Origin of the sequence: Croceicoccus sp. Ery15, assembly GCF_020985305.1 — a bacterium.
GTDB lineage: Bacteria > Pseudomonadota > Alphaproteobacteria > Sphingomonadales > Sphingomonadaceae > Croceicoccus.
The window spans coordinates 1,455,016-1,474,425 of sequence record NZ_CP087588.1; the positions used below are offsets into that span (position 1 = coordinate 1,455,016).

Genomic DNA, 19,410 nt, shown 5'->3' on the forward strand with positions numbered 1-19,410 from the left:
GTAAAAGTCGTCCACTTTTTCCCTTTTCGCGATGCTGGCGAGGAGGGATGAGGGATTTACACCGTGGAACTTTACCTGAAGGTTCGTCTTGCCTGCGCGGGCGGCATGAGCGCCCGGGCGGCAGCGAAGCATTTCAACATATCGCGCGACACGGTCCGCAAGATGCTGTCGTATTCCGAGCCGCCCGGTTACCGTCGCAGCGCCCCGGTGCGGCGACCGAAGCTGGAAGCGTTCATACCGATCATCGACGGCTGGCTGGATGGGGACCGGTCGGTCCCGCGCAAGCAGCGCCATACGGCGAAGCGTGTGTTCGATCGCCTTCGCGAAGAGCATGGCTTCACCGGAGGCTACACGATCATCAAGGATTACATCCGGGATCGGGATCAGCGCAGCCGGGAGATGTTCGTGCCGCTGGCACACGCACCCGGCCATGGGCAGGCAGATTTTGGAGAAGCTCTGGTCGAGATCGGCGGGGTGGAGCAGAAGGCGCACTTCTTCGTGCTCGATCTGCCGCACAGCGACGCCTGCTACGTACGCGCCTATCCGGCTGCCGTTGCCGAGGCCTGGATGGACGGCCATGTCCACGCCTTTGCGTTCTTCGGCGCGGTGCCGCTGTCGATCGTCTACGACAACGACCGCTGCCTGGTCTCGAAGATCCTGCCTGACGGGACGCGGCTGCGCGCGAGGCTGTTCAGCGCCTTCCTGTCGCACTACCTGATCCGTGATCGTTACGGCCGCCCCGGCAAGGGTAACGATAAGGGCGGCGTTGAAGGCCTTGTCGGCTATTGCCGGCGCAACTTCATGGTGCCGATCCCCCGGTTCCCGACATGGGAGGCGTTCAACCTGTGGCTCGAGGAGCAATGCCGCAAACGGCAGAACGACCGGCTGCGGGGCGAGAGTGAGACGATTGGCGAGAGGCTGCGGCGCGATCTGGCGGCGATGCAGGAACTGCCGGCTTCCCCCTTCGAGGCCTGTGACCAGACCAGCGGCCAGGTCTCATCGCAGGCGCTGGTGCGTTACCGGACCAACGATTACTCGGTGCCGGTGCGCTTCGGCCACCAGGAGGTGTGGATCAGGGGCTATGTCGACGAGGTGGTGATCGGTTGCCGGGGCGAGATCATTGCCCGCCATGTGCGCAGCTACGAGCGCGAGGATGTGATCTTCGATCCGATCCATTACCTTCCCCTGATCGAACAGAAGATCAATGCCCTCGATCAGGCCGCACCATTGCAGGGCTGGGACCTGCCCGAGGTATTTACAACGCTGCGCCGGCTGATGGAGACGCGCATGGGCAAGCATGGCCGGCGCGAATATGTGCAGGTACTGCGCCTGCTGGAGAGCTTCGCTCTGGCCGATCTGCATGGCGCGGTGAAGCAGGCCCTTGATATGGGCGCGATCGGCTTCGATGCGGTGAAGCATCTCCTGTTATGCCGGGTGGAGCGCCGCCCGCCCCGACTGGACATGGCGATCTATCCCTACCTGCCCAGGGCCAGAGTGGAGACAACATCGGCGCGCTCGTACATGCGGCTGTTGACCGGCGGAGCAGCGGCATGAGCAGCCAAGCTCCCGAACTGCTGCTCGCCAGCCACCTCAAGACGCTCAAGCTGCCAACCTTCCTGCGCGAGCATGACAAGCTGGCCCGGCAATGCGCAGCAGAGGGCGTAGATCATGTCCGCTACCTTGCTCGGCTTGTCGAACTGGAACTGATCGACCGGGAACGCCGGATGGTCGAGCGCCGGATCAAGGCCGCGCGGTTCCCGGCCGCCAAGAGCCTCGACAGCTTCGACTTTGCCGCCATTCCGAAGCTCAACAAGATGCAGGTGCTCGAACTGGCGCGTTGTGACTGGATTACCCGTCGCGAGAACGTCATCGCCCTTGGCCCGTCGGGGACCGGCAAGACCCATGTCGCGATCGGTCTTGGCCTGGCGGCCTGCCAGAAGGGCCTGACGGTCGGGTTCATCACTGCTTCCGCGCTGGTCAGCGAGATGATGGAGGCACGCGACGAACGCCGCCTACTGCGCTTACACAAGCAGATGACCGGCTATAAGCTTCTCATCATCGATGAGCTGGGGTTCGTGCCCCTCTCCAAAACCGGCGCGGAACTGCTGTTCGAGCTGATCTCACAGCGCTACGAACGCGGCTCGACGCTGATCACCAGCAACCTGCCGTTCGACGAATGGACCGAGACGTTCGGTTCCGAGCGCCTGACAGGCGCGCTCCTCGACCGGCTCACCCACCACGTCAGCATCCTCGAGATGAACGGCGAGAGCTATCGCCTGGCCCAGAGCCAGGCACGCAAAGCACGTCCCAACCCCTGACAGAAACGGCAATCCGGGTGTTGGCGACCCCCGCTCGGGCTACGCCCTCCCGGCGCTCGCCAACACCCGGATCAAGTGGCCTGGTTTTGCTCCGCCCAATGGACGACTTTTACGCCGCCGTTGACACAGGGACCGAACCTGCGCGGCAATTTGGCGATGAAGCTATGATCGAACGGACTGTGTCGGCGTGACGGTGAAGTCCCCGAGTCACTGATTGGTAGCACTCATTTTTCAAGCAAACCGCTACCAACGCTTTGCCCACAACTCTTTGAAATTTAGTAATTTATTCCCGCCGAAGCGGTGAAACTAATTTCAAAAATCATTGATTTTATTGGTGTTTTGGTAGCGGAGGAGGGACGCATAAATTTCTCTTATAATGTTGATATAGATATATCATTTTTTACTTTTCGAGAAAAATACCCCCACCGATACCCCCGCAGAAGCGATGCGATGAACCGTTACGATTGCACGACGAATCGGCGAAAAGCCTACAGTCTCTCATCGGACAATTCGCGGAGCACCTGAATGGATAGAGCCGCCAAAGGACTGGATCGCACGAAACCTGGCGCGGTTTGGGGCGGCACGTCATGGATTATGTCGGATCGCTCTTCGTCGTGCGAGAACTCGTCGCCGCGTTTCTGTTCGAACGTCGCGAGCCTTGCCTCACCGTCGATCGCGACCAGTTTGGATCGAAAGTTCAGATGCGCACCGTAGCGTTCGACGTGTTCCATCAGCGCGCGCACATAAATCGGCACGCCGAGCAGCACAGCACCGACCGTGTGGAACCGCACGTCGATGTCCTTGAGGACCCAAACCTGATCCTGCCATGGATCAACGGTTGCATTGTCATCCTGAATGAGACGCCCACTGGTCAGGATGATAGCCCGCACGAGCCTGGTTTCAGGCGTTCGAAACCCCGCCGGTAGCGCATTTCGGCTTGCGGTCACAGACTGATGCCCTGCAATCACATGTGGCCGGTGGCGATAAAGTTCTGATGCCAAGCCAGCGCCTCGCTTAGCAACGAAGGGGAATGCTTGCCGAAGGAATCGCGCAGTGCGCGCTCGTAATAGTCGGCCAGCCTGTCGCGATAGCGCGGGTGGACACAGGTCTCGATGATCAGGCAGGCGCGCTGTCTGGGCGCCAGTCCGCGCAGATCGGCAAGCCCCTGTTCGGTCACGATCACCTGCACGTCCTGGTTGATGTGATCGACGTGGCTGACCTGCGGCACGATCGTCGATATCGCCCCTCCCTTGGCCGTCGAAGGAGCCATGAAGATCGAGATATAGGCATTGCGGGCAAAGTCGCCCGAACCGCCGATGCCGTTCTGGATCGCCGAGCCCATGACGTGGGTGGAATTGACGTTGCCGTAGATGTCCGCCTCGATCATCCCGTTCATCGCGATGCAGCCCAGACGGCGGATCAGTTCGGGGTGATTGCTGATTTCCTGGGGGCGCAGGATAATCCGCTCGCGGTAGCGGTCCATGTCGGCATTCAGCGCATGCGCCGCCTCGGGGCTCAGCGAGAATGCCGTCGAGGATGCCATGCGCAGCTTACCCGAGGTGAGCAGGTCCAGCATTCCGTCCTGTAAGACCTCTGTATAGGCGGTCATGTTCTCGAACGGACTGTCGATCAGGCCGGTCAGCACGGCGTTGGCGATATTGCCGACGCCCGATTGTAGCGGTAGCAGATTTTCCGGCAGCCGCCCCTGCGCGACTTCATGCGCGAAGAATTCCATCAGGTGGCCAGCGATCCGCTGGGCGCAATCGTCGGCTGGCTTGAACGGCAGGTTGCGATCGGGCGTGTCGGTTTCGACAATAGCGACAACCCTGGCCGGATCGCAGCGGAAGGTGGGCTGGCCGATCCGGTCATCGGCGCGAACCAGAGGGATCGGCATGCGGTGCGGCGGCAGGGCCGTACCGTAATAGATGTCGTGCATCCCCTCCAGCGCCGGGTTCTGCCAGCGATTGACCTCGAGGATGACCTGCCCCGCCCGGTCCAGCCAGGTCTTGTTGTTCCCTACCGACGAGGCGGGGACCAGCGAGCCATCAGGCAGGATCGCCGTCACTTCGACAAGCGCCGTGTCCAGCGGACCGAAGAATCCCTGCCAGGCCATTGGCGCCACCTGGCTCAGATGCATGTCGAAATAGTTCATCTCGCCGCGATTGATCTGCTCGCGAGCAATCGGATCGGAATTGTAGGGCAAACGAAAATCGATGCCCTTGGCCTTGGCGAGTGCGCCGTCCAGTTCAGGCCCGGTCGAGGCGCCGGTCCACACGCTGATCGCGAACGGATCGCCGGCCGCGTGTGCCGCCTCGATCCGCCGCGCCAGCGCCTGCGGCACCGCCTTGGGATAGCCCGCGCCGGTAAAACCGCTCATTCCCACGGTCGTGCCCGGCGCGATCAGCGCCGCGGCCGCCTCGGCGTCCATCACCCGGGACTGGAGCAATGGATGGGCAATTCGTGAGGTCATCAATCTTGGGTCTCCATCGGGCCTGTCGGATTTAAGGGTGCCAATAGGGCCAACTTGGCATGGATCTGTGTAGACCTTGAATTGGAGCTCAGAGCGCGCTCTTCAATCGCTCATAGGAGGCGCGCAGTTCCTCGGCCAGCACCTCGATCGCCGACTTGATGTTCTGCCCGCTGTCATGAAGGCGCGCTTCGGCCACGAAATGGTTCCATTTGGTTTCGGCTTCCTGCCATTCCTGCTGGGCTTCCATGCTGCCCAGATGGGCCTGCACCTTGGCCTCATCGCGCAACGTGGCGAGTTCCGGCTTCAGATTTTCCAATGCGCTCATCATCTTCCTCCTGTGCTGATTTTCGCTGGTCTAAATTTCAGATTGCCGCAGCCGGTCGATCGCGCGCGCGAGCTTTTCCCGAACCGTGCTGGCGGCTTTGACCAGTTCAGGATTGCTGATCGCCTGCATCGACGCCACCGGGTCAATTGCGGCGACTTCAACTTCGTCCGAACCTGACTGCTGCACGATGACATTGCAGGGCAGCATCAGGCCGACCTTGTCTTCCAGCTGCAGCGCCTCGTGTGCCAATGTCGGATTGCAGGCGCCAAGGATCGTATAGGGGCGGAAGTCGACGTCGATCTTGGATTTGAGGGTCTGCTGGATATCGATCCAGCTGATCACGCCGAACCCCTCCGTCTTCAGCGCAGCCTCTGCGCGCGCTGGCGTCATCGAAGGGGACCTTCAACCTGGCGGAAATATAGTAGCTCATCGCCTGCCTTCTCCTGTCGGGGTGCGGGTTTCGTCAGCTTGCCGCAACCGTAGTGATCACCGGCGTGCCCTCCAGCGTGCGCTGCACCGGGCAGCGGGACGCCACCGAGATCAACTTTTCCCGCTGCTCATCGGACAGGTCCTCGCCAATGACACGGATCGTCTTGGCGAAATGGTCCGTCTTCGCCGACTTCCCCTCGACCGTGCCCTTGGCATGCGTAAGGGTGACTTCCACGCGTTCGAGCGGCCAGTTCTGCTGACGGGCATACCAACGCACCGTCATGGCCGTGCATTCGCCCAGTGCTGCCAGCAACAGGTCGTAGGGCGCCGGTCCCAGGTCCCCGCCACCCTGTTCGACGGGCTCATCGCCGATGAGGTGATGGCCGGACACGTCGATGCTGACGGCAAAAGCACTTTCACCGGTCTCGACGATGTGCGCTGTTGTCGTGCCTGTACTCAAAGAACGTCTCCCCTCATGCCGTGGCCATGCTGGGACCATAACAGGTCATTTCTCGACCTGTCTGACAAAATGCCACTTGCTTGGCGTGAGGGTTGCCGGGGTCGAGAACAGTGCGGGCCTGCCGTCACAGGCGTTCTGGTTGAAATGCGCGCAGGTGCGGAAAATCCCCCTTTTGCAGGTATGCCTTTTCCGCAGGCGTCGATTGCCTATCGAGGATTTGATTGCGGTGCGGGTGGCGGCCAAACGCAGCAATCACCTGGCGCACGTCTTCTGCCTGTTTCACCAGGGAACGATAAATCGGCTGCAAATGATCCGGGGCGCTTGACGCAATTTCTACCCGCAGGCGGATCAGAAGGTCGATCCGCTCGAGGTGGTCGTGGCCTTCGCAGTGACCGAGTGGCTGGGTGAAGGCGATCTTGAACCACGGCGTATCGAGAGCTTCATAGTGGTCAGTTGCCAACCCCGTCAGCGCCAGTTTCAGGGCGGCGGCATCCTGCGCGAATGCCCGCGTCGTGCCCCGCCAGAGTGACCGTGAAAACTGATCCAGCAGGATAATGAGCGAAAGTCGTCCCTCCGGATCGCCTGCCCAGTGATCGAGCCCGCCTTTCGCCCCACGGGTCGTCAGTTCTGGAAACCGGGCGACGATCGACTCGTCGGCGCCTCCCTGCATGCGCCAGAACCAATGCTTGCGATGAGTCTCTGCGTCCACATCCTTGCTGCGCCCTTCCGGAAACCAGAAGTCCAGAACGTCGTGCCACGGCTGAGCAGGGGTTTCGATCATGCGCTTTCAATCGGACGATATCATTGCTCGCTGCTTGCGCAGGAAATGCAGAGTGCGGCTTCCGGGCGCGCCTCAAGACGCTTGGGAGCGATGGCATCGCCGCAGCGAACACATTCGCCGTAGGTGCCATTTTCGATGCGTAACAAGGCGCGGTTGACCGACGCGATTTCGCGCGCGACCAGCGCGGCCTGCGCTTCGAGAGAGGCGTCATCCTCCATCTCGACCGCCTGTTCGGACGAGTCGGGGTTCAAGGGTTCCGCCAGATCCTGAGCGAGGCGCTGCTGCCGGCCTGCGAGTTCGGTGAGTTGTTGCGAAAGGCGTGCTCGGGCGGCGTCGGCATTCGGCATGGACAATAATCCTTTCAAGTCTCCAGCCCTTTGGTAGCAAGTGCCGCCGCTGCCTGACAACGAGAAGTCCTTCGGCGCAAAGCCGGCAGGCAAAGATTGGTTGTTTTATGCCGGCCTGCAGGATTTCTTCCGGCCTTCAAGCGACGTCGACAGTTGTGCTCGCCATCCCTAGGGTTAAAGAACGGCCAGTTCCGGCGCGGCGCGAGGGAATCTTCCAGCCGCATTTGAGACTGGGCCGTGATTGCGATTGGAGAATGTGAATGTCGAATACCCCCCACACTCTGGGCGATGAATTTCCTGACCAGATGGACCAGATCCACGCTCTGAAGGTGTCGAACACCCGGTTCGCCAAGCTCCTGGTGGACTATGACGCAGTTAACGACGAGATCCATCGCGCGGAAACCAACATCGCGCCGGTGTCGCAGGATCGCGAAACCGAACTGCGCAAACAGCGCCTCGCGCTCAAGGACCAGATTGCCCAGGCTCTTACCGAAAACGCCTGACCGGGATCGCGTGTTTGCCTCCTGCTCCCTCTAATTCAGCGTTGTGGGAGGCAATACCGATCAGAGCATAGCAGTACCGTGCCGGCAACCAATTGGACATGGTTCCTGCCCGTAACCACTGCGGTCTATCCCATGTCAGATCGGTGGTACGTAATCGCTTCGCTGCAATGATATCATGTAGGCAGCAAGGTTATCGATCTGGTCGGGATCGATGGCAAAGTTCATCACATCGGGAAAATTGTGTGATTTCTGCAGCCAGGGCTTGATCGTCGCGCCGGTCAGGCCTGGCGTGTTGACGACAGATTCAAAGGTCGGGGCATCAACGTTCGGGGAGTATCGTCGTCCGGCGCTCACAGCATGGCAACCGGAACAATGCTGTTGCGCAAATGCCAGCCCCCTGGCCTCAGCAGATTCTCGGATTGAGCCGGCACCTTCCGCAGTCGTGGCGGGGTTTGGTGCCCCTGCCTTGGGTATCATCTCGGGCGTGCACGCCGTTGTGAACAGCAAAAGAATGGTGAGACCTGGAAATTTACACATGGTCGCGACCTACCCCGATCACCATGCGGGGTCCAACTTCGAATGCGTGAAAGTCCCCCGACCACTCGCCCGCGGATATTCCGCAAGCGAGCAGTCGGGGATCAGGCTCGAGCGGTCGCCCGATGACTCGGGTAGCGATCGCTTAGCGGCGATCGCTCTCCATCACTTTCGTCCAGACCCTCACGAAATGATCCGCGAACATCTGCTTTGCGTCATCCGAAGCATAGACCTCGGCGACAGCCCGCAACTCTGAATTGGAACCGAAAACGAGATCAACCGGCGTTGCTGTCCACTTGGCAGCGCCCGTACCTGCGCACGGTCAAAATCGATTGAGCGCGAACCTCATTTGAATTTTTTTAACAGCGGGATCGGTTCGCGCCGGTCCCGCTTTTTGCTATGTAGGGAGACAATATGCTGCGCGAAAAAATCAAGACGCCCGGTCTGTCCCACTTGTCCTACCTCATCGGCTCTGGCGGCAAGGCCGCGGTGATCGATCCACGTCGCGACTGCGAATGCTACCTTGAACTGGCGCGCGCGGAGGGGCTGGAAATCACGCACATATGCTCGGAGGATGCCGAAGGCATGGATGAGAGGCAGCGGCGGTGGCAAGCATTCTTGAATGCTGCCAATGTGGTCTCGGTCAACCAACCTTCCCTGCTACAACCGACTAAACCTTGCCGACCTTCGCGGCTTGAGTCCCAGGCAGCGCGCACCGGTCATCATCGCGAACTGCGCCCATCCGGACTACCGGCCGGCGTTGGCCGACTATCTCGCGCGAGCACGCAAGGATTCCTATGGCCAGCAATCGCCCAGGCTGCTCAAGGAGGCACTGTCTTGGCACCAGCGCTTCATCGCGACGAGCACGATTCTGGCTTAGCGCGCTTGCGTAACCAGAGACGAGAGAGCGCATGGCCGATCCGACCGAGTTGATCGACCTCGACGATCCATCCACCGGATCGCCGGAGGAAGCCGCTTCCGCGCTGGGCGTCGATCCTGCAAAGGGATTGTCCGCGCATGATGCGAGCGAGCGACTGGCCCGCTTTGGCTCCAACGAACTACGGACGGTAAAGGGGCCGCCGCTGTGGCGCCGTATTCTTGCGCAGTTCCGGGATCCGCTGGTCTACCTCCTCCTCGCAGCGATTGCGGTGACGCTTGCGATCTGGCTCATCGAGGGGGAGCGGGAGTGGCCTGTCGACGCCTTGGTCATCGCGATTGTCATCCTGCTTAACGCGGTTTTGGGCTTCGTCGAAGAGAGCAAGGCAGCAAGCGCGGTAGCGGCACTTGCGAAGATGACAGCGGTGACCTCGTCGGTAATGCGTGACGGTCGCAGGCAGCGGATACCCGCTAGAGAACTGGTGCCTGGCGACGTGCTGCTGCTCGAGGAGGGCGACGCAGTCGGTGCGGATGCGAGGTTGATCCTGGCGGCCTCGCTGCGCGTTCAGGAGGCATCGCTCACCGGCGAAAGCGAAGCGGTCGCAAAGGATGCGGCCACCCTGCCCGCTCCGGCGGCCCTCGCCGACCGGACTTCGATGGTCTTCAAAGGCACCGCGGTCGCACAGGGCACCGGCCGCGCAATCGTCACCGCCATCGGTATGCGAACCGAGATGGGCCGCATCGCCACCATGCTCGACGAGACACGCGAAGAGGCTACGCCGCTACAGCGCGAAGTGGCTCGGCTGGGGCGGATCCTCGGCACAAGCGTGGTGATCATCGCGGCAGTTGTCATGGCGACGCTGATTATCGTCCAACCGGTCGAGACGCCGAACGACATCGCAACTGTCCTGCTCCTGGGCGTCTCGCTTGCGGTCGCCGCCGTGCCGGAGGGACTGCCGGCGATCTTGTCGCTCGTCCTAGCTCTCGGGGTTCAGCGAATGGCGGCGCACAACGCCGTGGTGAAGAAGCTTTCCTCGGTCGAAACCCTGGGTTCGGCGACGGTCATCTGTTCCGACAAGACAGGTACGCTTACCCGCTCGCAGATGACCATCCAGCGCGTCATCACGGCTTCGGGCGAAAGCCGGGTGACGGGCACGGGCTACTCGCCGCACGGCACTTTCGAGGCGCAAGGCAGTGCATCGCTCGATGACGCGCTGAGGGCGGAGCATATCGTCGTGCTGAGCGGCGGCAGCCTTGCCGGCAACGCCGGTCTTCGCATGCTAGCCGACGGGACCTGGGCCATCGATGGCGATCCGACCGAGGCGGCCTTCCTGGTTGCCGAAAAGAAGTTGGGCGCCGACACCCGACGACAGGCACGGTTCGAACGCACTGCCGAATTGCCCTTCACGTCTGAACGCAAGATGATGTCGACGATCGAGCGCGACCGGGAGCACGGCGGCGAACTCGTGCTGATCGCAAAGGGTGCCCCCGATGTGCTGATGGATCGATGCACGGGCATCCGCGTCGGCATGGACATCCGGCCCTTCGACGACATTGTCCGGGCAAAAGCTCGCGCCGATGTCGAGCGGCTTTCGAATGACGCGCTTCGAACGCTCGCGGTTGCCTATCGTCCGCTTGTTCCCGGCGAAGAGGCAAAGCTGGATGGATCGCTTGAACGCGACCTGATCTTCGTCGGCACGGTGGGCATCATCGATCCTCCGCGCGAAGAGGCCGCCATCGCGATCGCCGAGGCGCAGCGCGCGGGCATTCGTGTCGTCATGATCACCGGCGATCATCCCCGCACTGCTGCCCGGATCGCGGCGCAACTTGGAATAACATCGAATGATGCAAGGGTACTGACCGGGACCGACCTCGATGCGCTGGATGACATGCAGTTGGCCCGCGCGGTTCGCGAGACGCAAGTCTATGCGCGGGTTGCGCCGGTTCACAAGCTGCGGATCGTCGATGCCTTGCAGACAGATGGCGAGATCGTCGCAATGACCGGCGATGGGGTGAACGATGCCCCGGCACTCAAGTCTGCGGACATCGGGATCGCGATGGGCCAGACCGGCACCGAAGTGACGAAAGAGGCCGCGAAGATGATCCTGGCCGACGACAATTTCGCCACGATCGTTGCGGCCGTGCGCGAAGGCCGGGCCATCTTCGACAATATACGCAAGTTCCTGCGCTACCTTCTTTCCTCCAACATGGGCGAAGTGCTGACGGTATTCCTGGGCGTTGTCGGCGCAGGGGTCATCGGCCTCGACGATGCGAGCAATGGTGCTGGTCTGGTCTTGCCATTGCTGGCGACGCAGATCCTGTGGATAAACCTTATTACCGATTCCGGGCCTGCCCTTGCCATGGGGGTCGACCCGGAGATCGGCGACGTGATGGAGCGCCCGCCCCGCCGGCGCAGCTCGCCCACCATTGATGCGCGGATGTGGCGCGATGTGTTGAGTCTCGGGCTGGTGATGGCGCTAGCCGCCCTTGGGACAATCGACATCTATCTGCCAGGCGGTCTGGTTGAGGGCAGCCATGATATAGACCACGCCCGCACCGCCGGCTTCACTACTTTGGTGTTTGCGCAGCTCTTCAATGCGTTCTGCGCACGATCCGACGTGATCAGCGCATTTACCCATTGGTTCGCAAACCGCTGGCTATGGGCTGCGGTTCTCCTGTCAGCCTTGCTGCAGGTAGCGGTAATCCATCTTTCGCCACTGAATGCGGCTTTCGGCACGGTTCCGCTGGCGTTGGATGACTGGCTGATCTGCCTGGCCATGGGTAGTGCGGTCCTGTGGTTCAGTGAAGGGCGCAAGCTGCTTCGCCGACGATCGACCATGTCCCTGTGATATCAGGTCCGGCGCGCGGGGGAAGCCTCGAGCTGCAGCTCCTCGATCGTCACGCCATCGCGGATATTGTAGAGGCGGCGGAAGGTCGGGATGATCTTCTCGTCATGTGTAACGACAATGATCGCGGTTTCGAACTGTTTGGCCATGGTGTTGAGCAGATCAACCACAGCCAGTGCGCGAACGCTGTCGAGCGGCGCAGTCGGCTCGTCGGCGAGTATTACCGGCGGTCGGTTGACCAATGCCCGTGCAATGGAAACCCGCTGCTGCTCGCCGCCCGACAACTGCGAAGGCATGGCCGCTGCGCGGTGCGCGACATCGAGCGCCTCCAGCAGGTCGTGCGCCTCCTTGCGGGCCAGAGCATTTGGCTTGCCCGCCAGCATGGGGAGCAGCGCGACATTGGAAGAAGCGTCCCCGGATGGTCTGGACCTGGTTCTCGACCTGCCCTTTCTCCCATCCCGCCGCCGGAGAGCAGGCGGTCGGCTCCACCATATAATGATCGGCCATAACCAGGAACCGGCGGTTGAACACGCGCTCCTTGCCAGCGAACACGGCGGTGACCGCGGTCTTCATGTTATCGTAGATGCCGCGCAGGGGAACGCCGCCAAAGAACGCAAACCCGCGAGCATGGGCATCAAACACCATCTCCTGCGTCTCGCGCGGATAGGCCCGGACGTAGACTGCCCGTGACGCGCACAGCCGCATATGCGCCACCTTCACTCGCATCGGCTTACCCGCGATCTCCACATCCTCGTGGCTCCAGTCAAACTGGTATGCCTCGCCAGGCTTGAACATGAGCGGGATGAAGGCTGGCGCGCCGTCGCCCGCATCCTTGCGACGCGCTTCCCTCCAGCGCTGGGCATAGCGCCGGACCGCATCATAGGAGCCCTCGAACCCCTCACGGCACAGCAGATCATGGATCCGCGTCATCCGCAGCCGATCGCGCCGGTGCCGGGCCTCATTCTCCGTCAGCAGCGTATCGAGCCGCTCCTGGAACGGCCCAAGCCGAGGCAGCGGTTGAACCGTGCGGCGATAATCGAATGCGCCTTCTGGTGCCCGGATCGCCTTGCGCACCACCTTGCGGGATAACCGCAGATCGCGCGCAATCGCCTTGATCGCCTTCCCGCTCGCGTGTTCCCGCCTAATCCGAACGACCGTCTCCACCACCAACATCCCGATCTCACCACCTGGAAAACCAGGCGGTCAACTACACCATCAGAATGAGGGGTCCCTTTTAGACGCCGATCACCCCGCTAACAGGGTCCCTTTTGCACGCCGATCCACAAGCTCTCGCTTTGTCGAGCGCCCTTTCTGAAACGTCGGTAGCGACGACGCGATGGCCATGCTGGGCCAGAAATACGCTGTTGCGCCCCTCGCCATCGGCGACAGCCAAGACTTTCGATCCGGGAGTCAGGCGGTGCGCCTCGCGCGCCAGAAAAGCGTTGGGCGCGGTCCCGAACAGATACTCGTCCGCTGCGTAACGCTCGTTCCAGAACTCCGCCTAGCTCGGTTCAGTCATGGGCCGCTTTCCATGCACCCATGGAGCCGAGATAGACATCCAGCTTTTCGAAGCCGCGGCTCGCAAGCCATCCTGCAGCAACCGTGGCCCGCATCCCGCTTGCACACATCAGGGTGTAATGCTGTGACAGATCGAGATCGTGATACTGCTCGTTGAGTTCACCCACGTAGATATGCTCGGAACCCTCGATCGCGTTTTGCGCGCGTTCGTCCGCATCCCTCACATCAAGCAGCGTCCAGTCACGTTCGTCGCTCTCCAGTCGCCGTTCAACTTCGTCGGTCCCGATCATCGGGATAGTCCGCATCGCCTTGCCTTGGGCAGCGGCAGGCACGACGCCGACATAACCGCCTTCGATATTGTCGAGTGCGATCCGCACGAGATGCGTCATAGCAGCTTCGAGCTGGTCTTCATCGGAAGCGACAAGAGCGACATTGTCGCCTTCACGGATGAACCATCCGGCGAATGCCGAGATCATCCCGACTGGCAGGTTCATGGAACCGCGAAGATGGCCTGAGGCAAACGCGAGCGGCTCGCGCACATCGACCAAGTGGTCGACGTCAAGCTTTTCCAATTCGGACAGCGACAGGCGCTTGGGTCGCATCACACGAGGCGCAGCTTCGCCGCCTTCCAGATTAAGGCGCTCCATCAACCGGAAATACGGCGGCTGGTAGTGGTTCTCTTCCACCTTAAAGTCGATGAACGCATCCCGGCTTTCGAATTGAAGGCGCGGATTGTTCGCGCGTTCATGGCCGAGTGTCGAGAACTCGCGTTCCGCCATTCCCGACCCGCAGACGGAACCCGCTCCATGCGCAGGATATAGAATGACCTGGTCGCCAAGATCGAGAATCTTGTGGAGGGAATCGTAGAGAAGACCTGCGACCTCGCGTTTGCGTTCGGGATAGAAGTCCGTCCGTCCGACATCGCCAACGAACAGCGCGTCTCCCGTGAACACTCCAACTGGCCCATCGGGATAGGCAGTGTCGTGAAGAACGAAAGCAAGATGATCGTCCGTGTGCCCCGGTGTCTCCAGCACCCGAATTTTCAGCTGTCCGATCTCAAACTCATCACCTTGGTGAGCCGTCTCGGCATATTCGACCGTGCCCACAGAATTGGGACCGTGCAGGACGCGCGCGCCGGTCAAATCTCTCAGGATGGGCGCCCCCGAAACCAGATCCTCGTTGCGATGGGTTTCGAAGATATGAGTGATCTCCAGCCCCTCGGCGCGCGCCATTTCGACATAGCATTCGCAGTCGCGGCGCGGATCGATGATGGCCGCCTTCCCGCCCGAACCAATCAGGTAGGATAGGTGGGACAGTCCGGATGTCTTAATTTTCTCGAGCAGCATGGTGCCTCCTTCATAAGGAAAAAGCGGGACCGGCGCGAACCGATCCCGCTTTCAAAAGATTCGATGGCGCGTCACGCTCAATCGATTTTTACCGTGCGCAGATAGGGGCGCAGCGTGGTGAAGCCCTGCGGGAAGCGGGCTTTTGCATCCTCGTCGGAAACCGATGGTGGAATGATCGCATCCTTGCCTTCGCGCCAATCGGCGGGAGTGGCCACGCCATGCTTGTCGCTGAACTGGAGCGCATCGATCGCGCGCAGGATCTCGTCGAAGTTCCGTCCTACGCTCATGGGATAGGTCATGGTGAGCCGAATCTTCTTGTCCGGATCGATGATGAATACCGACCGCACAGCCGCCGTTTCGCTCTGATCCGGATGGATCATGTCATAGAGCTTGGCGATCTTGAGATCGGCATCAGCGACGATCGGGAACACGAGATTCGTGTTCTGGGTGTCGTTCACGTCTTCGATCCACTTGGCGTGTTCTTCGGCAGTGTCGGTCGAGAGGCCGAGTGGCTTTACATTGCGCTTGTCGAACTCGCTGGCGAGCTGCGCAGTGCGGCCCATCTCCGTAGTGCAGACGGGGGTGAAGTCGGCCGGGTGGCTGAAGAAGAATACCCAGCTATCGCCAGCCCAATCGTGCAGGCTGATTTCGCCATTCTGGGTGTCGACGGTAAAGTCGGGGGCGGTGTCACCGATGTGAAGGCTCATTTCAATTTTCCTTGTTCCGTGTCGATGCATCCTTTGTAGAGAGACCCAGGCACGCTGCCCAATTCAAATTATCGATTGCGATAAGTGATAAACCAAACAGAAGGGTAGAGAGGCCGGAGAGGCACACCTTTTCCTTTAGATGATGACCTCATAACTTAACCAATACCTATAACTGTGTTGAGCATTGATAACGTCAATTACGCTTTCAGCCAGAACCTGATGACCGAGGCTACGAGACCCAGCACGGTTATGCTGGCGAGCCAGATCACGAACATCCAGCCGAGCCGCTGCCAAAGTGGGCGATCCTGAGGCTCGTCCATCAGTGATATCCCTCATCCGCCACCTTGCCGCGGAACACCCAGTAAGCCCAAGCGGTGTATGCGATGATGAGCGGCATGGTGATCGCGACGCCAACCAGCATGAAGATCTGGCTGCGTTCGGGCGCGGCGGCGTCCCATATCGTGAGGCCCGGTGGAACGACATAGGGCCACATCGTGACGCCCAGACCGGCCATGCCGAAGAAGAACAGCGCAAGGCTCAGCCAGAACGGCTTGCTGTGCCGGTCCACTGAAAGAGCCCTCAGCAGCATGACGGCAATCACCGCTGTGAGGATCGGGACCGGCGCGGCGAAGTAGATCTCCGGCGCAGTCAACCAGCGCTCGGCATATTCGGCGTTCAGGAACACATTGTAGAGGCTGACGCCTCCCATCAAAACCAACGTTGCCCATGCCGCCCGCTTGCCCAACTTTCGGGCATGATGCTGACTCTCCCCATCCAGTTTCCACACCAGCCAGGTCGCGCCAAGCAGAGCGTAGCCGGCGACTGTGCCTAGGCCGGTCAACAGCGTGTAGGGCGTGAGCCAGTCGAACCAGCTGCCCGCATAGGATCGATCCACGACCTCGATCCCCTGGAGAAGCGCACCCAATGTCATGCCCTGCGCCATCGCCGCGACCAGCGAGCCGCCAGTGAAGGCCGCGTCCCAGTATCGGCGGTGCCCGGGGTCGCGCCAGCGATACTCGAACGCGACACCGCGGAACACCAGTCCCAACAGCATGGCGATGATGAGCGGGTAAGTGGCGGGCAGGATCACCGCGTAAGCCAATGGGAAGGCTGCGAACAATCCGCCGCCGCCCAAGACCAGCCAAGTCTCGTTGCCATCCCAGACCGGCGCTATCGAATTCATCGCACGATCGCGCTCCGGCCCGACCTCGAAGGTAGGGAAAAGAATGCCGATGCCGAGGTCGAACCCGTCCATCACCACATAGGCGAAGACGGCGAAGGCGATGATGAAAGCCCAGATCGTCGTCAGGTCCAAGTTAACGTCCATCGGTCGCCTCCTCGTGATCGCGCGGAAGTGTGTCGGGATCGCCCGGATTCTGGGATGGGCCAGGCGTAATGCCAGCAGTCCGGATCGGCCCGGTGTCCCCGCGCTTGACGCCATGTTCGCCTGCGTGCGGTGGCTTGTGCATCAGGTGCAGGATATACCAGACACCCGCGCCGAAAACTGCGAAATAGACCACGACGAATGCAAGCAATGACGCGGCGACGGCGGGGGCATCCAGCGGACTCGCAGCATCTGCCGTGCGCAAGAGATTGTAGATCACATACGGTTGCCGGCCGACCTCCGTCGTGATCCAGCCAGCGATGACCGCCACGAAACCGCTGGGAGCCATGACCAAGGCTGCGCGATGGAGCATGGGCCATTCGTAGAGCCTCTTGCGGAAGCGAGCGAACAGGCTCCACGCTCCGATACCGAGCATGGCAAAGCCGATCCCGACCATGATCCGGAATGACCAGAAAACGATGCCGACCGGCGGTTCCTCGTCGTCCGGGATCGTGTCCAGACCGGCGAGCGGCGCGTCGAGATCATGCTTTAGGATCAGCGAAGATGCCTTGGGTATCTCAATTGCGTAGTCGACCCGCTTTTCCTCGCTGTTCGGAATGCCGAACAGGATCAGCGGTGCACCATCCGGATGGCTCTCGAAGTGGCCTTCCATCGCCATGACCTTCTGCGGCTGATGTTCGAGGGTGTTGAGCCCGTGCATGTCGCCTGCGAAGATCTGGATCGGCGCAACGATGGCCGCCATCCACATCGCCATCGAGAACATCTTGCGCGCGTGCAGGTTTGTCCGGTCCTTGAGAAGGTGCCAGGCCCCGACCCCGCCGACCACGAAGGCGGTCGTGAGGTAAGCTGCGATGACGGTATGGACCAGGCGATAGGGGAAGCTGGGGTTGAAGACGATGTCCCACCAGCTTTCACCCGGCAGGTATTGCCCGTTCGCCCCGATTTCATATCCTACGGGGGTCTGCATCCAGCTGTTAACCGACAGGATCCAGAAGGCGCTGATGAAGGTGCCAACAGCGACCATGAGCGTGGCGGCGAAGTGCAGCTTCTTGCCGACCTTGTTCATGCCGAAGAGCATGACGCCAAGGAAGCCAGCTTCGAGGAAGAACGCGGTCAGCACCTCGTAGGCCATCAGCGGGCCGATAACCGGCCCCGCAATATCAGAGAAAACCGACCAATTCGTGCCGAACTGGTAGGACATCACGATGCCCGAAACGACGCCCATTGCGAAGGCGATGGCGAAGATCTTCAGCCAATATTTGAAGAGATCGAGATAGACCGCCTTGCCTGTCTTGAGCCACAGACCCTCGAGCACTGCCAGATAGCTTGCGAGACCGATGGAAAAGGCCGGGAAGATGAAGTGAAAGCTCACCGTGAAGGCGAACTGGATACGGGCCAGCAGCAGGGCATCTAGCTGTTCGAACATGTCTTTATCCGTGTTGCTTTTCGGCGCGTGCCTTGCGCCAGCGATAGAAGGTCTTTTCGGAAATCCCGATTTCGCGGCAGCTCTCGCAAACGCCATTCCCGGATGCGATCAGAGCTTCGATCTTGCGGCAGCGGGTGTCTTTGTCAGGAATGGCAGGCATCAGATCATGCCCCTCGCAGCATCGGGGATTGGTTCAGCTGGTGGTCCGCCGTTTGTCGCCAATTCCCGGAACGCGCGGTTCTGCGACAGGAAGACCTGCCCGTTCAGCTCGTCCACAAAATGGGTTCGTTTCAGGCGGTCCATGACCGGACCCTTCACTTCGGAAAGGTGAAGGCCGATCCCCGCGTCGATCATGCGGTGATTGATCGCTTCGAGGCTTTCGAGACCGGATGCGTCGATTTCGTTGACCGCGCTACACATCAAAATGACGTGCCGCACATCGGGGCGGTCGGCGATCTCCTCCAGCACATATTCCTCGAGCCACCGCGCATTGAGATAGGTCAGGCTTTCGTCGATCCGGATCGAGAGGACGTGTGGGACGGTGAAAACCTGATGCCGGTCGACATTGCGGAAGTGCTCGGTCTCGGGGACACGGCCGACGATCGCAGCGTGCGGGCGGCTGGCCCGCCACAGATAGAGCAGCAGGCCGACGCCGACGCCTGCGATCACGCCCATTTCGACGCCTGCAAGCAGCGTGATGACGATCGTCGCCATATGCGCGGCGAAGTCGGCCTTGGAGTAGTTCCACAGCTGCCCCGGCGTTTTCAGATCGACGAGGCTTAGCACCGCGACGATGATCGTCGCGGCCAGTGTGGCGATAGGCAGGCTGTAAAGAAGCGGCGTGAGGAACAGTCCCGCGAGAGCGATGCCGACGGCGGTGTAGGCCCCGGCTGCGGGCGTCTCCGCTCCGGCATCGAAGTTGACGACCGAGCGGGCAAATCCGCCGGTGACGGGGTAGCCCCCAGAAAAGGCGCTGGCGATGTTCGATGCGCCTAGGCCGATCAGTTCCTGGTTCGGTGCAATCCGTTGACGGCGCTTCGCAGCAAGCGTCTGCGCGACCGATACGCTTTCAACAAAGCCGATGATCGAAATGAGCAGTGCGGGAACCCACAGCTGCCCGATCAGACCCAGATCGGTCGACGGCAGGGCGAAAGGCGGAAGACCCTGCGGAATTGCACC

At 61.0% G+C, this 19,410-nt stretch carries 20 protein-coding genes and 4 pseudogenes; 5 read left to right on the plus strand and 19 right to left on the minus strand.

All coding sequences use genetic code 11. The features are described from left to right. Window positions 1–63 precede the first annotated feature (63 nt). Window positions 64–1,554: an IS21 family transposase gene (gene istA, locus LOZ77_RS07075; RefSeq protein ID WP_081261070.1), complete on the plus strand. Its 1,491-nt coding sequence runs from the start codon at window positions 64–66 to the stop codon at window positions 1,552–1,554. Further along, the gene (istB, locus tag LOZ77_RS07080; protein ID WP_048578302.1) at window positions 1,551–2,318 is read left to right on the plus strand and encodes an IS21-like element helper ATPase IstB; all 768 of its coding nucleotides are present in this window, start codon (window positions 1,551–1,553) and stop codon (window positions 2,316–2,318) included. The genes istA (LOZ77_RS07075) and istB overlap by 4 nt, the downstream gene beginning before the upstream one ends. A gap of 488 nt (window positions 2,319–2,806) precedes the next feature. On the opposite strand, the gene LOZ77_RS07085 is transcribed toward istB, so the two are convergent. The 7 genes from LOZ77_RS07085 to LOZ77_RS07115 all read right to left on the minus strand — a co-directional run bounded on the left by LOZ77_RS07085 (window position 2,807) and on the right by LOZ77_RS07115 (window position 7,130). Beyond that, window positions 2,807–3,319: a hypothetical protein gene (locus LOZ77_RS07085; RefSeq protein ID WP_230281964.1), complete on the minus strand. Its 513-nt coding sequence runs from the start codon at window positions 3,317–3,319 to the stop codon at window positions 2,807–2,809. Further along, complete coding sequence (locus tag LOZ77_RS07090) at window positions 3,283–4,788, minus strand: acetyl-CoA hydrolase/transferase family protein (protein WP_119083547.1); 1,506 nt, start codon at window positions 4,786–4,788, stop codon at window positions 3,283–3,285. The genes LOZ77_RS07085 and LOZ77_RS07090 overlap by 37 nt, the downstream gene beginning before the upstream one ends. Window positions 4,789–4,876: 88 nt before the next feature. Further along, a complete protein-coding gene (locus LOZ77_RS07095) occupies window positions 4,877–5,116 on the minus strand; it encodes a hypothetical protein (protein ID WP_230281466.1) in 240 nt (79 codons plus the stop codon). Window positions 5,117–5,143: 27 nt separating this feature from the next. Further along, window positions 5,144–5,503 carry a DUF302 domain-containing protein gene (locus LOZ77_RS07100; protein WP_230281467.1) on the minus strand — a complete coding sequence of 120 codons (360 nt, stop codon included), beginning with the start codon at window positions 5,501–5,503 and terminating at the stop codon, window positions 5,144–5,146. A 73-nt stretch (window positions 5,504–5,576) separates the two neighbouring features. Then, on the minus strand, window positions 5,577–6,002 hold the full coding sequence (locus LOZ77_RS07105) for an OsmC family protein (RefSeq protein WP_119083549.1): 426 nt from the start codon (window positions 6,000–6,002) through the stop codon (window positions 5,577–5,579). A 124-nt stretch (window positions 6,003–6,126) separates the two neighbouring features. Next, window positions 6,127–6,783 carry a DUF924 family protein gene (locus LOZ77_RS07110; RefSeq protein WP_119083550.1) on the minus strand — a complete coding sequence of 219 codons (657 nt, stop codon included), beginning with the start codon at window positions 6,781–6,783 and terminating at the stop codon, window positions 6,127–6,129. Window positions 6,784–6,803: 20 nt separating this feature from the next. Next, window positions 6,804–7,130 carry a TraR/DksA family transcriptional regulator gene (locus LOZ77_RS07115; RefSeq protein ID WP_119083551.1) on the minus strand — a complete coding sequence of 109 codons (327 nt, stop codon included), beginning with the start codon at window positions 7,128–7,130 and terminating at the stop codon, window positions 6,804–6,806. 260 nt (window positions 7,131–7,390) lie between these two features. On the opposite strand from LOZ77_RS07115, the gene LOZ77_RS07120 reads away from it, so the two are divergent. Continuing rightward, complete coding sequence (locus LOZ77_RS07120; RefSeq protein WP_088473117.1) at window positions 7,391–7,633, plus strand: YdcH family protein; 243 nt, start codon at window positions 7,391–7,393, stop codon at window positions 7,631–7,633. A gap of 135 nt (window positions 7,634–7,768) precedes the next feature. Here LOZ77_RS07120 and LOZ77_RS07125 read toward each other — a convergent pair whose 3' ends face one another. From LOZ77_RS07125 to LOZ77_RS07135, 3 genes and pseudogenes are all read right to left on the minus strand, one after another. Then, window positions 7,769–8,170 carry a c-type cytochrome gene (locus LOZ77_RS07125; RefSeq protein ID WP_172593097.1) on the minus strand — a complete coding sequence of 134 codons (402 nt, stop codon included), beginning with the start codon at window positions 8,168–8,170 and terminating at the stop codon, window positions 7,769–7,771. Window positions 8,171–8,312: 142 nt separating this feature from the next. Further along, window positions 8,313–8,477 (minus strand): annotated as a pseudogene (locus tag LOZ77_RS07130) (catalase/hydroperoxidase HPI(I)); the annotation flags it as partial. Window positions 8,478–8,512: 35 nt separating this feature from the next. Further along, window positions 8,513–8,779 (minus strand): hypothetical protein, encoded by a 267-nt coding sequence (locus tag LOZ77_RS07135; protein WP_230281468.1) that lies wholly within the window; start codon window positions 8,777–8,779, stop codon window positions 8,513–8,515. A 64-nt stretch (window positions 8,780–8,843) separates the two neighbouring features. On the opposite strand from LOZ77_RS07135, the pseudogene LOZ77_RS07140 reads away from it, so the two are divergent. Together LOZ77_RS07140 and LOZ77_RS07145 are read left to right on the plus strand one after the other, a co-directional pair. Beyond that, a pseudogene (locus tag LOZ77_RS07140) lies at window positions 8,844–9,047 on the plus strand (acetyl-CoA hydrolase/transferase C-terminal domain-containing protein); the annotation flags it as partial. Window positions 9,048–9,078: 31 nt separating this feature from the next. Further along, complete coding sequence (locus LOZ77_RS07145) at window positions 9,079–11,892, plus strand: cation-translocating P-type ATPase (protein ID WP_119083553.1); 2,814 nt, start codon at window positions 9,079–9,081, stop codon at window positions 11,890–11,892. 2 nt (window positions 11,893–11,894) lie between these two features. Here the strand turns inward: LOZ77_RS07145 and LOZ77_RS17935 are convergent. The 9 genes and pseudogenes from LOZ77_RS17935 to LOZ77_RS07200 all read right to left on the minus strand — a co-directional run. Next, window positions 11,895–12,296, minus strand: a pseudogene (locus tag LOZ77_RS17935) (ABC transporter ATP-binding protein); the annotation flags it as partial. Continuing rightward, window positions 12,283–13,062, minus strand: a pseudogene (gene istA, locus LOZ77_RS07160) (IS21 family transposase); the annotation flags it as partial. The pseudogenes LOZ77_RS17935 and istA (LOZ77_RS07160), both read right to left, overlap by 14 nt. Window positions 13,063–13,400: 338 nt before the next feature. Continuing rightward, a complete protein-coding gene (locus LOZ77_RS07170; RefSeq protein WP_119083555.1) occupies window positions 13,401–14,753 on the minus strand; it encodes a rhodanese-like domain-containing protein in 1,353 nt (450 codons plus the stop codon). A 77-nt stretch (window positions 14,754–14,830) separates the two neighbouring features. Beyond that, window positions 14,831–15,460, minus strand: a complete 630-nt coding sequence (locus LOZ77_RS07175; protein WP_119083556.1) for a peroxiredoxin — start codon at window positions 15,458–15,460, stop codon at window positions 14,831–14,833. A gap of 197 nt (window positions 15,461–15,657) precedes the next feature. Continuing rightward, on the minus strand, window positions 15,658–15,780 hold the full coding sequence (locus LOZ77_RS07180) for a DUF2474 domain-containing protein (RefSeq protein ID WP_119083557.1): 123 nt from the start codon (window positions 15,778–15,780) through the stop codon (window positions 15,658–15,660). Then, entirely contained in the window at window positions 15,780–16,787 is a 1,008-nt protein-coding gene (gene cydB, locus LOZ77_RS07185) for a cytochrome d ubiquinol oxidase subunit II (RefSeq protein WP_119083558.1), read from the minus strand. The genes LOZ77_RS07180 and cydB overlap by 1 nt, the downstream gene beginning before the upstream one ends. Then, the gene (locus LOZ77_RS07190) at window positions 16,777–18,231 is read right to left on the minus strand and encodes a cytochrome ubiquinol oxidase subunit I (protein ID WP_230281469.1); all 1,455 of its coding nucleotides are present in this window, start codon (window positions 18,229–18,231) and stop codon (window positions 16,777–16,779) included. The genes cydB and LOZ77_RS07190 overlap by 11 nt, the downstream gene beginning before the upstream one ends. A gap of 4 nt (window positions 18,232–18,235) precedes the next feature. After that, window positions 18,236–18,391, minus strand: coding sequence for a helix-turn-helix domain-containing protein (locus LOZ77_RS07195; RefSeq protein WP_230281470.1), 156 nt, complete (start codon window positions 18,389–18,391; stop codon window positions 18,236–18,238). Then, on the minus strand, window positions 18,391–19,404 hold the full coding sequence (locus tag LOZ77_RS07200) for a SulP family inorganic anion transporter (RefSeq protein WP_255671250.1): 1,014 nt from the start codon (window positions 19,402–19,404) through the stop codon (window positions 18,391–18,393). Before LOZ77_RS07200 ends, LOZ77_RS07195 begins: the two co-directional genes overlap by 1 nt. Window positions 19,405–19,410: the final 6 nt, after the last annotated feature.

What these genes read in the sequence shown, in the direction of transcription:
- istB (WP_048578302.1), top strand. Translation starts at nt 1,551, where the DNA reads ATGAGCAGCCAAGCTCCCGAACTGCTGCTCGCCAGCCACCTCAAGACG.
- LOZ77_RS07090 (WP_119083547.1), bottom strand. Translation starts at nt 4,788, where the DNA reads ATGACCTCACGAATTGCCCATCCATTGCTCCAGTCCCGGGTGATGGAC.
- LOZ77_RS07095 (WP_230281466.1), bottom strand. Translation starts at nt 5,116, where the DNA reads ATGATGAGCGCATTGGAAAATCTGAAGCCGGAACTCGCCACGTTGCGC.
- LOZ77_RS07100 (WP_230281467.1), bottom strand. Translation starts at nt 5,503, where the DNA reads ATGACGCCAGCGCGCGCAGAGGCTGCGCTGAAGACGGAGGGGTTCGGC.
- LOZ77_RS07110 (WP_119083550.1), bottom strand. Translation starts at nt 6,783, where the DNA reads ATGATCGAAACCCCTGCTCAGCCGTGGCACGACGTTCTGGACTTCTGG.
- LOZ77_RS07115 (WP_119083551.1), bottom strand. Translation starts at nt 7,130, where the DNA reads ATGCCGAATGCCGACGCCGCCCGAGCACGCCTTTCGCAACAACTCACC.
- LOZ77_RS07120 (WP_088473117.1), top strand. Translation starts at nt 7,391, where the DNA reads ATGTCGAATACCCCCCACACTCTGGGCGATGAATTTCCTGACCAGATG.
- LOZ77_RS07125 (WP_172593097.1), bottom strand. Translation starts at nt 8,170, where the DNA reads ATGTGTAAATTTCCAGGTCTCACCATTCTTTTGCTGTTCACAACGGCG.
- LOZ77_RS07145 (WP_119083553.1), top strand. Translation starts at nt 9,079, where the DNA reads ATGGCCGATCCGACCGAGTTGATCGACCTCGACGATCCATCCACCGGA.
- LOZ77_RS07170 (WP_119083555.1), bottom strand. Translation starts at nt 14,753, where the DNA reads ATGCTGCTCGAGAAAATTAAGACATCCGGACTGTCCCACCTATCCTAC.
- LOZ77_RS07175 (WP_119083556.1), bottom strand. Translation starts at nt 15,460, where the DNA reads ATGAGCCTTCACATCGGTGACACCGCCCCCGACTTTACCGTCGACACC.
- LOZ77_RS07180 (WP_119083557.1), bottom strand. Translation starts at nt 15,780, where the DNA reads ATGGACGAGCCTCAGGATCGCCCACTTTGGCAGCGGCTCGGCTGGATG.
- cydB (WP_119083558.1), bottom strand. Translation starts at nt 16,787, where the DNA reads ATGGACGTTAACTTGGACCTGACGACGATCTGGGCTTTCATCATCGCC.
- LOZ77_RS07190 (WP_230281469.1), bottom strand. Translation starts at nt 18,231, where the DNA reads ATGTTCGAACAGCTAGATGCCCTGCTGCTGGCCCGTATCCAGTTCGCC.
- LOZ77_RS07195 (WP_230281470.1), bottom strand. Translation starts at nt 18,391, where the DNA reads ATGCCTGCCATTCCTGACAAAGACACCCGCTGCCGCAAGATCGAAGCT.